General features: G+C 67.9%; 11 protein-coding genes and 1 tRNA gene. 8 read left to right on the forward strand and 4 right to left on the reverse strand.

Annotated elements, in window-relative coordinates; translation table 11 throughout:
* Positions 1–11 precede the first annotated feature (11 nt).
* Positions 12–1,901: an FAD-dependent monooxygenase gene (locus HII28_RS03960; RefSeq protein WP_170024220.1), complete on the reverse strand. Its 1,890-nt coding sequence runs from the start codon at positions 1,899–1,901 to the stop codon at positions 12–14.
* A 136-nt stretch (positions 1,902–2,037) separates the two neighbouring features.
* Here HII28_RS03960 and HII28_RS03965 point away from each other — a divergent pair, with 136 nt between their 5' ends.
* From HII28_RS03965 to HII28_RS04000, 8 genes are read left to right on the forward strand one after another with little or no spacing between them, the layout of a single operon-like run.
* Entirely contained in the window at positions 2,038–3,591 is a 1,554-nt protein-coding gene (locus HII28_RS03965) for a fumarylacetoacetate hydrolase family protein (RefSeq protein WP_170024221.1), read from the forward strand.
* Positions 3,588–4,352 (forward strand): GntR family transcriptional regulator, encoded by a 765-nt coding sequence (locus tag HII28_RS03970; RefSeq protein WP_170024222.1) that lies wholly within the window; start codon positions 3,588–3,590, stop codon positions 4,350–4,352. Before HII28_RS03965 ends, HII28_RS03970 begins: the two co-directional genes overlap by 4 nt.
* Positions 4,349–5,884 (forward strand): aldehyde dehydrogenase, encoded by a 1,536-nt coding sequence (locus HII28_RS03975; RefSeq protein ID WP_170024223.1) that lies wholly within the window; start codon positions 4,349–4,351, stop codon positions 5,882–5,884. The genes HII28_RS03970 and HII28_RS03975 overlap by 4 nt, the downstream gene beginning before the upstream one ends.
* A 16-nt stretch (positions 5,885–5,900) precedes the next feature.
* The gene (gene hpaD / locus HII28_RS03980) at positions 5,901–7,040 is read left to right on the forward strand and encodes a 3,4-dihydroxyphenylacetate 2,3-dioxygenase (RefSeq protein WP_170024224.1); all 1,140 of its coding nucleotides are present in this window, start codon (positions 5,901–5,903) and stop codon (positions 7,038–7,040) included.
* Positions 7,037–7,834 carry a 2-oxo-hept-4-ene-1,7-dioate hydratase gene (hpaH, locus tag HII28_RS03985; protein WP_170024225.1) on the forward strand — a complete coding sequence of 266 codons (798 nt, stop codon included), beginning with the start codon at positions 7,037–7,039 and terminating at the stop codon, positions 7,832–7,834. Before hpaD ends, hpaH begins: the two co-directional genes overlap by 4 nt.
* Positions 7,819–8,640: an aldolase/citrate lyase family protein gene (locus tag HII28_RS03990; protein WP_170024226.1), complete on the forward strand. Its 822-nt coding sequence runs from the start codon at positions 7,819–7,821 to the stop codon at positions 8,638–8,640. The genes hpaH and HII28_RS03990 overlap by 16 nt, the downstream gene beginning before the upstream one ends.
* A 34-nt stretch (positions 8,641–8,674) precedes the next feature.
* Positions 8,675–9,352 carry a CoA pyrophosphatase gene (locus tag HII28_RS03995; protein ID WP_170024227.1) on the forward strand — a complete coding sequence of 226 codons (678 nt, stop codon included), beginning with the start codon at positions 8,675–8,677 and terminating at the stop codon, positions 9,350–9,352.
* Positions 9,349–9,876, forward strand: coding sequence for a VanZ family protein (locus HII28_RS04000; RefSeq protein ID WP_170024228.1), 528 nt, complete (start codon positions 9,349–9,351; stop codon positions 9,874–9,876). Before HII28_RS03995 ends, HII28_RS04000 begins: the two co-directional genes overlap by 4 nt.
* 190 nt (positions 9,877–10,066) lie before the next feature.
* On the opposite strand, the gene HII28_RS04005 is transcribed toward HII28_RS04000, so the two are convergent.
* From HII28_RS04005 to HII28_RS04015, 3 genes are all read right to left on the reverse strand, one after another.
* A tRNA-Gln gene (locus HII28_RS04005) sits at positions 10,067–10,138 on the reverse strand.
* A gap of 202 nt (positions 10,139–10,340) precedes the next feature.
* The gene (gene gltX / locus HII28_RS04010) at positions 10,341–11,873 is read right to left on the reverse strand and encodes a glutamate--tRNA ligase (RefSeq protein WP_170024229.1); all 1,533 of its coding nucleotides are present in this window, start codon (positions 11,871–11,873) and stop codon (positions 10,341–10,343) included.
* A 111-nt stretch (positions 11,874–11,984) separates the two neighbouring features.
* The gene (locus HII28_RS04015) at positions 11,985–12,950 is read right to left on the reverse strand and encodes a LysR family transcriptional regulator (RefSeq protein WP_346769176.1); all 966 of its coding nucleotides are present in this window, start codon (positions 12,948–12,950) and stop codon (positions 11,985–11,987) included.
* Positions 12,951–13,047: the final 97 nt, after the last annotated feature.

Below are 13,047 nucleotides of genomic sequence, written 5' to 3' on the forward strand. Positions count from 1 at the left end.
GGTCCCTCGCATCAAACGGAGGTCTGCGGCAGCATCACGGCGCTGAAGAAGACGCCGAGAGCATCCGCATCGGTGAACGGCAGCACCGCCGCGACGTACTGATCCGGCCGCACCACGACCACGACGCCGTCGCGGGAGAGCCCGCGCTCCTCGAAGATGTCGTGCCCGTCGCCGGCGGCGTACACCTTTTCCCAGTTCATCAGGTGCAACGAGCCGCACAACGGACGGAACACTTCGGGGGCGGCGAGCAGGTCGACGTCCTCGAACCTCTGCTGATAGGCGACCTTCACGTCGAACACGGCGTCGCGGTCCGCGCCGGCGGGCGTGTACCGCACGAGCGGCGACTTCGGCGAGGCGATCATCCACTGCCCCCAGTCGGCGAGAGCGGATGCCTCACCCTGGGCTGGTCGGTCGGCGAACGCGTAAATGCGCCAGCGTCCGTCGGCGAGGTGGTGGTGGCCGAGATGCTCGACGTTGCCGTCGCACACCCGCACGACCTCGGCGGATCTGAACCGCTTGCCGATCGGATACCCCGTCGCGAGTGACTGGTGGGAGGCGTCGGCCGTGATCATCGACGGCGTGTACTGCGTCATGAAGCCCGATGGGAACTCGCTCGTGGCCAGGTAGAAGGTCGCCAGCTCCTGAGGGTCGTCGATCTCCTCCGGCTTGCGTGCCATGAGGGACGACCATTCGCGGTCGAAGTCGATGAGTTGCTGCGCCACCGGCTGCCGTTCGGCGGAGTAGGTCGAAAGCAGAGCATCGCCGCTGCGGCCGGTGAGAACGGATCCCAGCTTCCAGCCCAGGTTGAAGCCGTCCTGCATCGACACGTTCATGCCCTGGCCTGCCTTGGCCGAGTGCGTGTGACAGGCGTCGCCCATCAGGAAGACGTGCGGGGTGCCTTCGGCATCGACATCCACGTCGTCGAACTTGTCGGTGACCCGATGTCCCACCTCGTAGACGCTGTACCAGGCGGCCTGCCTCACGCTCAGCGTGTAGGGATTCAGGATCTCGTTCGCCTTCTCGACCGTCGCCTCCAATGGCGTCTCCCGCACGCGGTGATGGTCGTCATCGGCGACGGCCCCGAGGTCGACGTACACCCGGCAGAGGTATCCGCCTTCGCGCGGAATGAGCAGGATGTTCCCCGCCTCCGCGTTGATCGCGCACTTCGTGCGCCAGTCGGGGAAGTCTGTTTCGACCGTGACGTCCATGACACCCCAGGCATGTGCGGCGTAGGCGCCGAGGTGCTTGCGTCCGATGGACTCGCGAACCTGGCTGCGAGCACCGTCGCCGCCCGCCACGTACCTGGCACGGACGGTTCGCTCCTCTCCCGTCCGCGCTCCGGCGACGTGGCGCAGCTTCACCTCGACGGGATGCCCGCCCGTCTCGTGCACGGTCAAGTCGAGGAACTCGATTCCGTAGTCCGGAGTGATCCTGCCTGGGCCCCGCAGTGCGGCCTCGGCGAAGTAGTCGAGCACGCGCGCCTGATTCACGATGAGGTGCGGGAACTCGCTGATGTCCTTGGCATAGTCGGCCTGCCGCGTGGTGCGGATGATGTGCTCTCGATGCTCGGGATCCGGCGTCCAGTAGTTCATCCAGCCGATGTTGTAGGCCTCAGCGACGATCTGCGGCGCGAATCCGAACGCCTGGAACGTCTCGACGCTGCGTGGCTGGATACCGTCGGCCTGACCGATCGCCAGCCGTCCGTCGCGTCGCTCGATGATCCTGGTCGTCACGTCGGGGAACTGCGACAGCTGTGCGGCAAGGAGCATTCCGGCCGGACCGGATCCGACGATCAGCACATCCATCTCGTCGGGCAGCTCGGTCGGCCTGTCGAGTCCGGTGCCGGCGGCCGGCTGAACGCGAGGGTCGCCCGAGACGTAGCCGTGGTGGTGGAACTGCATGGCGACGTGACTCCCTCGTGACGCGCTTGCCTGTACCGGCAGCTGCCGGCGAGCCCACTCGTGGCGTGCTTGCCGGGCTTTCTTGGATGATATACGATTTCGGATACAATGCAACGACGCAGCAGCGAGGGAGCTCATGACCGCACGTGACGACGGCGCTCGCGATGGTTCCACGGACGCAGCAGATCCCCGCTTCGCGGCCCTCCCCGGTCGCCCGGGCAAGGTGATCGCCGTGCACCTCAGCTACGCATCCCGCGCCGACCAGCGCGGTCGGCGTCCGTCAGCTCCGTCGTACTTCCTCAAGCCTTCGAGCTCGGTCGCCGCATCCGGCGGGGAGATCGTTCGCCCGCTCGGCACCGAGCTGCTCGCCTTCGAGGGCGAGATCGCGCTCGTGATCGGCGAGCCGGCACGACGCGTTTCGATCGTCGACGCGTGGGCCTACGTGGCCTTCGTCACGGCGGCGAACGACTTCGGGCTGTACGACCTGCGCGCGAACGACAAGGGCTCCAACGTGCGCTCCAAGGGCGGCGACGGATACACGCCGATCGGCCCCCGACTCATCGACGCCGGCACGGTCGATCCCGCCGCACTCCGCGTTCGCGCGTGGGTCAACGGGGACCCGGCCCAGGACGATACGACGGCGGGCCTGTTGTTCCCGCTCGCCCAGATGGTGGCGGACTTGTCCCAGCACTTCACACTCGAGCGCGGCGACGTCATCCTGACCGGCACGCCTGCTGGATCCTCCGTCGTGCTGCCCGGCGACACCGTGGAGATCGAGGTGGATGCACCGACGACGGCGGGTGCGCCGTCGTCCGGCCGCCTGGTCACCACTGTCGTGCAGGGCAACGACGCGTTCGACCCTGCACTCGGATCCCTTCCCGTCGCCGACGACCTGCAGCGCGCCGAGGCCTGGGGGTCGCGTGAGGCCGCCGGCCTCTCTCCGGAGAGCCAGGTTCCCACCGCTCCGGGGTCGACCGACGCCTCTCTCTCCCCTGGACTCCACGCGAAGCTCCTGCAGGCGCCGACCGCAGGGCTGTCCGCCCAGTTGCGCAAGCGCGGCCTGAACAACGTGTTCATCGAGGGGGTTCACCCGCTGCATCCGGAATCGAAGCTCGTCGGCGTCGCGAAGACGCTTCGCTTCGTGCCGAACCGAGAGGACCTGTTCCGCAGCCACGGCGGCGGGTACAACGCGCAGAAGCGCACGTTCGACGCGGTCCGCGAAGGCGAGGTGATCGTCATCGAGGCGCGCGGGGAGAGCGGATCCGGCACCATGGGCGACATCCTCGCCATCCGTGCTCACGCCGCAGGCGCCGCAGGCATCGTCACCGACGGCGGAATTCGTGACCACGATGCGGTCGCGGAGGTGGGGATCCCGGTGTACGCGAGCGGGTCGCATCCCGCCGTACTCGGCCGCAAGCACGTCCCGTGGGATGCCGACCTCACGATCGCCTGCGGCGGCGCGACGGTGCAGCCGGGCGACGTCATCGTGGGCGACGCGGACGGCGTGATCGTCATTCCAGCCGACATCGTCGAGGAGGTCGTCGACGACGCTCTCGCGCAGGAGGAGCAGGATGCCTGGATCGCCGAGCGCGCGGCCGAGGGCCATCCGCTCGATGGCCTCTTCCCGATGAACGACGAGTGGCGCGCACGCTTCGAAGGCCGCGACACACCAGGGACGGATCCGCGATGAGCGACACGGCCGTCCACACGGCGCCCACGCCGAGCAAGTCGGAACAGGCGTACGCGTACATCAGGCAGCGCATCCTCGACCACCGTTACTCGCCCGGATTCCGTCTCGTGCTGGGCAGCATCGCGACCGACCTGGACATGAGCGTCGTGCCCGTACGCGAGGCGATCCGCCGGCTCGAAGCCGAGGGCAGCGTGACCTTCGAGCGGAACGTCGGCGCCCGGGTCGCGCTCGTGGACGAGACCGAGTACGTGCACATCATGCAGACGCTCGGGCTCGTCGAAGGCGCGGCCACCTCTCTCGCCGCGCCGCACCTGACGGACGCCGACCTCGATACTGCCCTCGAGATCAACGAAGGCATGCGCCGCCTTCTCGACGACTTCGATCCCCACGAGTTCACCCGACTCAACCACCGCTTCCACTCCGTGCTGTTCGAGCGCTGTCCCAACCCCACGATCCTCGAGCTCGTGCACCAGGGATGGCACCGGCTTCCCGGCGTTCGCGACACCACCTTCGCGCTCGTCCCCGAACGCGCGCCGCACTCCGTGGAGGAGCACATCGGGCTCGTGGACCTGATCCGGTCCGGTGCGGAGCCGCTGGAGATCGAGCTGGCCGCTCGGGGCCACAGGTGGCGCACGCTCGACGCCTTCCTCGCCGCGCGCCGACGCCGGGCGGTGGATGCACCCGAGACCGCAAACACCGATCCCTTCGCCGGAACCGACTCCGACGCCACCGCCGACACCGATTCCGGAGGGCTGCAATGACGGACTCCTCGACGCAGGCGAACGGCCTGCAGAACCCCGCGCACGTGCCGGACGGTTTGCCGGCGAGCATCCGGCACTACATCGACGGCGAATTCGTCGACTCCATCGACGGCGACACGTTCGATGTGCTCGACCCGGTGACCAACCAGACGTACGTCACGGCGGCGGCCGGCAAGAAGGCCGACGTCGTCCGGGCCGTGGCATCCGCCCGGCGCGCCTTCGTCGACGGTCCGTGGCCCCGGATGCTGCCCCGCGAACGCTCCCGCGTGCTGCACAGCATCGCCGACATCGTGGAGTCACGGGACGCACGGCTGGCCGAACTCGAGTCGTTCGACTCGGGGCTCCCCATCACGCAAGCGCTCGGACAGGCCAGGCGCGCCGCAGAGAACTTCCGGTTCTTCGCAGATCTGATCGTCGCGCAGTCGGACGACGCGTTCAAGGTGCCGGGCAGGCAGCTGAACTACGTGAACCGCACGCCGATCGGCGTCGCCGGCCTCATCACGCCGTGGAACACGCCGTTCATGCTCGAGTCATGGAAGCTCGGGCCGGCTCTCGCCACCGGCAACACCGTCGTGCTCAAGCCGGCCGAGTTCACGCCGCTGTCCGCGTCCCTCTGGGCCGGCATCTTCGAGGAGGTCGGGCTGCCGTCCGGGGTCTTCAACCTGGTGAACGGACTGGGCGAGGAAGCGGGCGATGCCCTGGTGAAGCATCCGGATGTGCCGCTCATCTCGTTCACCGGCGAGAGCAGCACGGGGCAGCTCATCTTCGGAAATGCCGCTCCCTACCTCAAAGGGCTTTCGATGGAGCTCGGCGGAAAGTCCCCCGCCGTCGTCTTCGCGGATGCGGACCTGGGCGCAGCGATCGACGCGACCATCTTCGGCGTGTTCTCGCTCAACGGCGAGCGCTGCACGGCAGGGAGCAGAATCCTCGTCGAGCGACCGGTGTACGACGAGTTCGTGGAGCGTTATGCGGCTCAGGCGAAGCGCGTCCGCGTCGGATACCCGCATGACGAGTCCACCGAGGTCGGCGCCCTCGTGCACCCCGAGCACTTCGCGAAGGTCATGGGTTACGTCGAGCTCGGCAAGACCGAGGGCCGCCTGGTCGCAGGCGGCGGACGCCCGGAGGGTTTCGACACGGGCAACTTCATCGCCCCGACGGTGTTCGCCGACGTCAAGGCCGATGCACGCATCTTCCAGGAGGAGATCTTCGGCCCGGTCGTGGCCATCACCCCGTTCGACACCGACGAGGAGGCGCTCGCGCTGGCGAACGGCGTGAAGTACGGGCTCGCCGCCTACGTCTGGACGAACGACCTGAAGCGTGCGCACACGTTCGCGCAGGCCATCGAGGCCGGCATGGTGTGGCTCAACTCGAACAACGTGCGCGACCTGCGAACGCCGTTCGGCGGCGTGAAGGCTTCGGGCCTCGGTCACGAGGGCGGATACCGCTCGATCGACTTCTACACGCACCAGCAGGCCGTGCACATCACGCTCGGTCCCACACCGAACCCCACCTTCGGCAAGCAACGATCTTGAGAGCAAAGGCGCTGACATGACCGACCGGCACGACATGACCCTCACCTCGTCGGGCTTCTACGTCTCGCAGGAGGCGCCGATCCGGTGCGTTGATCCGGTGCCGACGCCCTCTGTGCCGCCGCCGGACATCCTCCGCTGCGCCTACCTCGACCTCGTGGTCACGGACCTGCGGCGTTCCCGCGACTTCTACGTCGACATCCTCGGACTGACCGTCACAGAAGAAGACGAGGACGCCGTCTACCTTCGCCCGCTCGAGGAGTTCATCCACCACAGCCTCGTTCTGCGGCGAGGTCCGGTCGCGGCGGCCGCCGCCTTCTCGTATCGGGTGCGCACTCCTGACGACCTCGACCGCGCCGTCGCGTTCTACACCGAGCTCGGATGCCGCGTCGAACGCCGCGAAGACGGGTTCACCAAAGGCATCGGGGACTCCGTGCGGGTCACGGATCCGCTGGGATTCCCGTACGAGTTCTTCCACGACGTGCAGCACGTCGAGCGTCTCGCGTGGCGCTACGACCTCTACACCCCTGGTGCGCTCGTGCGGCTCGACCACTTCAACCAGATGACGCCGGATGTGCCGCGAGCGACCAAGCACCTGCAGGATCTCGGCTTCCGGGTGACCGAAGACATCCAGGACGAAGACGGCGTCGTGTACGCGTCCTGGATGCGGCGCAAGCCCACCGTGCACGACACGGCCATGACCGGCGGCGACGGACCGCGGATGCACCACGTGGCGTTCTCCACCCATGAGAAGCACAACATCCTGGCCATCTGCGACAAGCTCGGTTCCCTCCGCAGGTCGGACTGCATCGAACGCGGACCCGGCAGGCACGGCGTCTCGAACGCCTTCTACCTGTACCTGCGGGACCCCGACGGACACCGCGTGGAGATCTACACGCAGGACTACTACACGGGCGACCCCGACAACCCCGTCGTCACGTGGGACGTGCACGACAACCAACGGCGCGACTGGTGGGGCAACCCGGTGGTGCCGTCGTGGTACACGGATGCGTCGCTCGTCCTCGACCTGGACGGCAACCCCCAGCCGGTGCTCGCCCGCACCGAGGCCAGCGAGCTGAGCGTCACGGTCGGCGCAGACGGCTTCTCGTACACCCGAGAGGGCGAGAAGGCCGAATACAAGCTCGGGCACCAGCTATGAGCGGGCGGACGCTGCCGGACGACGCGATCGCCGCGATCGCGGAGGAACTCGCCGAGGCCGGCCGCACGAACGGAATAGTGCCGCGGATCACGGCACGGTATCCGGATGCCACCATCGAGGACTCCTACGCCATCCAGGGCGTGTGGCGGGACAAGCAGCTGGCGGCCGGACGTCGCATCGTCGGCCGCAAGATCGGCCTGACGTCCAAGGCCATGCAGGCCGCCACCGGCATCACCGAGCCGGACTACGGCGTCATGTTCGACGGCACGGTGTGGCAAAGCGGATCTGTGGTCCCGTTCGACAGGTACTCCAACGTGCGCATCGAAGTGGAGCTGGCGTTCGTCCTGAAGCATCCGCTCGAAGGTCCGCACTGCACCCTGTTCGACGTGCTCCGCGCGACCGAATACGTCACGCCGGCACTCGAGATCCTGAACTCGCACATCGAGCTCGATGGGCGCACGATCGTCGACACCATCAGCGACAACGCCGCGTACGGCGGGATGGTGCTGGGCGGCATCCCGATGCGCCCCGATCAGGTCGATCTGCGCTGGGTCTCCGCGATGCTGTACCGCAACGAGACCATAGAGGAGACCGGCGTCGCCGCTGGCGTGCTCGGGCATCCGGGCAACGGCGTTGCCTGGCTCGCCGACAAACTGCACCGGCACGGCGTGCGACTGGAGGCCGGCGAGATCATCCTGGCCGGGTCGTTCACGCGTCCGGTGTGGGTCTCGCGCGGCGACAGCGTGCTCTGCGACTACCGGGAGATGGGAACCATCGCATGCCGCTTCGTCTGAACCCCACGTTCCGTGATGCCCTGGGTAAGGCATCCCGTCCGCTCGCGGGCATGTGGGTGTGCACCTCATCGCCGCTGGTCGCCGAGATCTGCGCCGGCAGCGGCCTCGACTGGCTGCTGATCGACATGGAGCACTCCCCCAACGGCCTCGAGTCGACGCTCGCCCAACTGCAAGCGATAGCCGCGTACCCGATAACGCCGGTGGTGCGTGTGCCGATCGGCGACGTGGTCGTCATCAAACAGGTGCTCGACCTCGGCGCGCAGAACCTCCTCGTGCCGATGATCTCCTCGGCTGAGGAGGCCGAGGCTGTCGTGCAAGCCGTGCGTTACCCGCCGCGCGGACGCCGCGGCGTCGGCTCTGCGCTCGCCCGATCCGCCAGGTGGAACCGCGTCGACGGCTACCTGCAGCACGCTGACGAGCACGTGTCGCTCTTCGTGCAGGTGGAGACGGCGGATGCCCTGGTGGCCGCCGCCGAGATCGCCGCGGTCGACGGTGTCGACGGCGTGTTTGTCGGGCCGAGCGACCTTGCGGCATCGATGGGTCTCATCGGGCAGCAGAGCCATCCGGATGTCGTGGCCGCCGTCCTGCGCGCCTTCGACGGCGTGCGCTCGGCCGGCAAGCCCGTCGGCGTGAACGCCTTCGACCCGGATGCCGCGCGCTCGTACGCGGATGCCGGAGCGTCGTTCCTGCTCGTCGGCGCCGACGTCGGCTTGCTCGCGCGCGGCTCGGAGGCGTTCGCCGCGCAATGGGTGCCCGATCCGGTTCCGGACGCCGCTCCAGACGCGGAGGATCGACCGTCATACTGACCAGGATGATTCCGTCGATCTGTTCCGGGCCGCGATGAGCGAGACCGAGGCCGAACCCGTGGCCGAGGATGCGCTCGATGAGCTGCGGGCGCTGGCCCATGGCATCCGTCCGCTGCCTCTGCCGGCCGCGTACCGCGAGTTCCCGGCGACGCGCCCGGCGTCGGTGCTGATTCTCTTCAGCCCGCGCGATGCACCGGACGGCGTCTGGCGCCCGACCGACCTGAACCTGCTCCTCCAGCTGCGCTCCAGCACCCTGCGGGAGCACGCCGGACAGGTGTCGTTTCCCGGTGGTCGACGGGAACCGGCGGACGCCGGTCCGGAGGATACCGCGCTCCGCGAGGCCGCCGAGGAAACGGGTGTCGACCCGAGCGCCGTTGAGGTCCTGTCGACACTCCCCGCTCTGCCCCTCCCCGTCAGCGACCACCTCGTCACCCCGGTGATCGGATGGTGGCCGTCGCCGTCGCCGCTCACTCCCATCGATCACGCCGAGACCACGAAGCTGTGGCAGGTGCCGGTAGCTCACCTTCTGGATCCGACGACCCGCTTCACCGCGGTCGTCGAGCGCAGCTTCACGCGGTTCGCCACACCGGCGTTCGACGTCGACGGCACCGTCGTGTGGGGCTTCACCGCCATGGTGCTCGATCGCCTGTTCGACGCCGTCGGATGGGCACTGCCCTGGGACGACTCCCGCACGCGGACCATCGCCGGATGACGCCCCGGGTGAAGGCGTGGTCGTGGATCGTCCTCGCCGCGTACATCGTCGTGCTGCTCTGGCTGGTGCTGTTCAAGTTCACGCCGGACGTCGCCTCCGTGCTGACGGCACACGAGCGAAGCGTCAACGTGATCCCGTTCGCGGGGTCGACGTGGAGATCCGTCGAGCAGATGACGCTCAACCTGATCGCGTTCATCCCCTTCGGACTGCTGATGAGCGTCACCGTGAAGCGGCTCGGATTCTGGAGCCGCTTCCTCGTCATCGTCGCATTCAGCGGCCTCGTCGAACTGACGCAGTACGTCTTCGCGATCGGCGCGAGCGACATCACTGATGTCATCACCAACGCCGCAGGCGGCCTGGCCGGTCTCGCGCTCTACGCCCTGCTCGCCAGACGCTTCCGCAGCGCGTCGCTGGACCGCGCGTTCCTCATCACGGTCGGCGCTTTGCTGGTGCTGTGCGTCGCGATCATCGGATACTTCCTGCTGCACGGCGTGAGGTACCAGGTGCATCCGCCTGCACGGTGACCGCGGAACGGCTCAACTGCGCGGATCCGCCCACGTGGGAACTCGTTTCGGTGACGGAAAGGGCTCTAGACCGACCTCGCGACTCGCCATTTGCGTCATCGAGACGGCAACCGGTGTCACGACGTGCGGCACGCGGGGCGGACCGTGCCGGATACGACAAAACCCCCGATCACTCGGGGGTTTTCGTTTGCTGGGGTACCTGGACTCGAACCAAGAACAACTGAACCAGAATCAGCCGTGTTGCCAATTACACCATACCCCACCGGCGTATTGCCGATGTCCGGAGCAAGCTCCGGGGCTGCACCGCTGTGAGCGGCACGAGTGACTACTTTACCGGACCGATCGAGCGGATCCAAAACGGGCCGGCCGTCGGCGCGCCCTTCGAGGCGCTCCTCTCGTCGGCGATGCTCGAGGACTCGACTCCGGCCCTTCGACTCGCTCCGCTCGCGCCAGGACTCGGGAGCTCAGGCGGCGGCGACGTGCAGCCGCAGGCGCCGCAGGCGCGCCAGCGACTCCGCCTTGCCCAGGATCTCCATCGACTCGAAGAGCGGGGGCGACACACGGCGTCCGGAGATCGCGACGCGTAGTGGACCGAAGGCCACGCGCGGCTTGAGTCCCAGCACCTCGATCAAGGCCGCGCGGAGCGTGACCTCGATGCCGTCGTGGTGCCACAGGTGCTCTGCGAGGTGGTCGAGGGCCTCGATCGATGACGCGAGCACCTGATCGGTGTTCTCCGGGAGCGTGCCGAGCGCGTCGTCGTCGTAGTCCAGCGCCGCGGCATCCGTGAAGAGGAAGCCCAGCATGCCAGGAGTCTCGCCGAGGAGCTGCACCCGCTCCTGGACGAGCGGGGCCGCGGCGTCCAGGATGGCGCGCTGCGCATCGGTCAGAGGCTCGGAGAGGATCCCCGCCTGCACCAGATACGGCACGGTGCGCTCTGCGAAGTCCGCCGTCTCCAGGAGTCGGATGTGGTCGGCGTTGATCGCCTCCGCCTTTTTCTGGTCGAAGCGCGCCGGATTCGGATTCACGTCTGCCACGTCGAACTTCTCGACCATCTCGTCGAGGGAGAACACGTCGCGGTCGTGCGAGTAGCCCCAGCCGAGCAGGGCGAGGTAGTTGTCGAGGCCCTCTGGGATGAATCCGCGATCGCGGTGGTGGAACAGGTTGGATTGCGGATCCCGCTTGGACAGCTTCTTGTTGCCGTCGCCGAGCACGGAAGGCAGGTGTCCGAAGCGTGGCACGAAGTCCGTCATCCCGACGTCGATGAGCGCCCGGTACAGCGCGATCTGGCGTGGAGTCGATGGCAGGATGTCCTCCCCGCGAAGCACGTGCGTGATCCGCATGAGCGCATCGTCGATCGGATTCACGAACGTGTAGAGAGGCTGGCCGTTGGGGCGCACGACGACGAAGTCGCTGAACGATCCAGCGGGGAACGTGATCGGTCCGCGCACGAGGTCGTCGAAGTCGAGCGCCTCGTCGGGAACGCGCAGGCGCAGCGCCGGCTGGCGGCCCTCTGCGCGGTACGCCTCGCGCTGCTCGTCGGTGGTGTCGCGGTCGCCGTTGTCATAGCCGTGCTGCTTGGGGCGTCCTGCCGCCTCATTGCGCGCCTCGATCTCCTCTGGCGTCGAGTAGCTCTCGTACACGTGTCCGGAATCGATCAGCCGGTCGAGCACGGCCGCGTAGATCTCCGAACGCTGCGACTGGCGGTACGGGCCGTCGGGTCCGCCCTTTACGACGCCCTCGTCCCAGTCGATCTTGAGCCAGGAGAGCGCGTCGAGCAGCTGCTCGTAGCTCTCCTCGGAGTCGCGCGCGGCGTCCGTGTCCTCGATGCGGAAGACCAGCTTGCCGCCGTTGTGCCGGGCGTACGCCCAGTTGAACAGCGCCGTGCGGATGAGGCCCACGTGCGGAGTGCCGGTGGGCGAAGGGCAGAAGCGCACGCGAACGTCGCTTCCGGTGGCGGTAGTGAACGGATACGCGGCCGGTGCAGAGGTCTCGGACATCGCCCTCGATTCTACGGGGCGGCGGTCGGGCCTTTCGGTGATGGACGGCACAGGCTCACGCGGCGTCGCTCACTTCCGGTGGATATCGTGCGGCGGATATTAGGCGACGCGTCAGGATGCCGTCCGCAGCGACCACGCTGCACCGTCGAGCTCGACCACCGCAGCGGCGGTCGCCGCGATGGCCGGTACCTGGTCGCTGCCCTGCGCCGCGACCAGGTGGATCGTGCGCCGATCGCGGTTCGCTGTCGGCAGGATGGCCACATCCGACGGCACGTTCGACAGTGCGAGCGCCAACGACGGCAGGATCGCAACGCCCAGCCCAGCCGAGACCATGCCGAGCACGGCGGTGAAGTTGTCCGTCTCGTAGGCGATCGACGGCTGGAAACCGGATGTCTCGGCGAGCTGGAGCAGATGGCCGCGGCACCGAGGGCATCCGGCGATCCAGTTCTCTTCGCTCAGCGACTCCAGATCGACGCGCTTGCCCCTCGACGCCGGATGCCCGGCCGGAAGCGCCACCATCATCTCGTCTTCCCACAACGGGATCACGACGAGGCCTCTCGCGCTCTCCCCGTGCGGATCCACGCGGTCGCCCGGGTAACTGAAAGTGATCGCGAGGTCGGCCTGCTGTGCGCGCACCGCCTCGACTGCCTCGGGCGGCTCCGCCTCGAGGTACGTGATGCCGATTCCCGGATGCGCCGCCGCCAGCTGCCGCAGTACCTGCGGAACCAGCGTGGACGACGCCGTCGGGAAGGCGGCGAGCCGCACGCGGCCCGCCCGCAGCCCGGACAGCTCGGCGAGCTCGCCGGCTGCGGCATCCAGCGCCGTTGTGATCGTGCGGGCGTGGCGTGCCAGCACTCGGCCGGCCTCGGTAAGGCGCACCCCGCGTCCCGACCGCGCCACGAGGGGCATGCCGATCCGGGCCTCCGTGCGGCGCAAATGCTGGCTGACGGCGGGCTGACTGTATCCGAGGGCCGCGGCCGCGGCGGTGATCGAGCCGTGCTCGACGATGGCGCGCACGATGCGCAGGGTGTGCGCATCCAGCTCGAGCGACGGGGTCGGATCCTGCTGCAGTGTCACGGTCAAATCATAAGCACGCGTTATGCGATGCATCGAACACCTGCGATTGTGCAATATTCGGATGACACCCAGGCTGATGAGGTGAACCTCGCTCCCC

The organism is Planctomonas sp. JC2975 (genome assembly GCF_012985205.1).
In the GTDB taxonomy this organism is placed as follows: Bacteria; Actinomycetota; Actinomycetes; order Actinomycetales; family Microbacteriaceae; genus Humibacter.

Bases quoted from the DNA above. Each gene is read 5' to 3' on its own strand.
- HII28_RS04000 (WP_170024228.1), top strand. From the start codon at position 9,349: ATGACGCCCCGGGTGAAGGCGTGGTCGTGGATCGTCCTCGCCGCGTAC.
- HII28_RS03995 (WP_170024227.1), top strand. From the start codon at position 8,675: ATGAGCGAGACCGAGGCCGAACCCGTGGCCGAGGATGCGCTCGATGAG.
- HII28_RS03990 (WP_170024226.1), top strand. From the start codon at position 7,819: ATGCCGCTTCGTCTGAACCCCACGTTCCGTGATGCCCTGGGTAAGGCA.
- HII28_RS03975 (WP_170024223.1), top strand. From the start codon at position 4,349: ATGACGGACTCCTCGACGCAGGCGAACGGCCTGCAGAACCCCGCGCAC.
- HII28_RS03965 (WP_170024221.1), top strand. From the start codon at position 2,038: ATGACCGCACGTGACGACGGCGCTCGCGATGGTTCCACGGACGCAGCA.
- hpaD (WP_170024224.1), top strand. From the start codon at position 5,901: ATGACCGACCGGCACGACATGACCCTCACCTCGTCGGGCTTCTACGTC.
- gltX (WP_170024229.1), bottom strand. From the start codon at position 11,873: ATGTCCGAGACCTCTGCACCGGCCGCGTATCCGTTCACTACCGCCACC.
- HII28_RS03970 (WP_170024222.1), top strand. From the start codon at position 3,588: ATGAGCGACACGGCCGTCCACACGGCGCCCACGCCGAGCAAGTCGGAA.
- HII28_RS03960 (WP_170024220.1), bottom strand. From the start codon at position 1,901: ATGCAGTTCCACCACCACGGCTACGTCTCGGGCGACCCTCGCGTTCAG.
- hpaH (WP_170024225.1), top strand. From the start codon at position 7,037: ATGAGCGGGCGGACGCTGCCGGACGACGCGATCGCCGCGATCGCGGAG.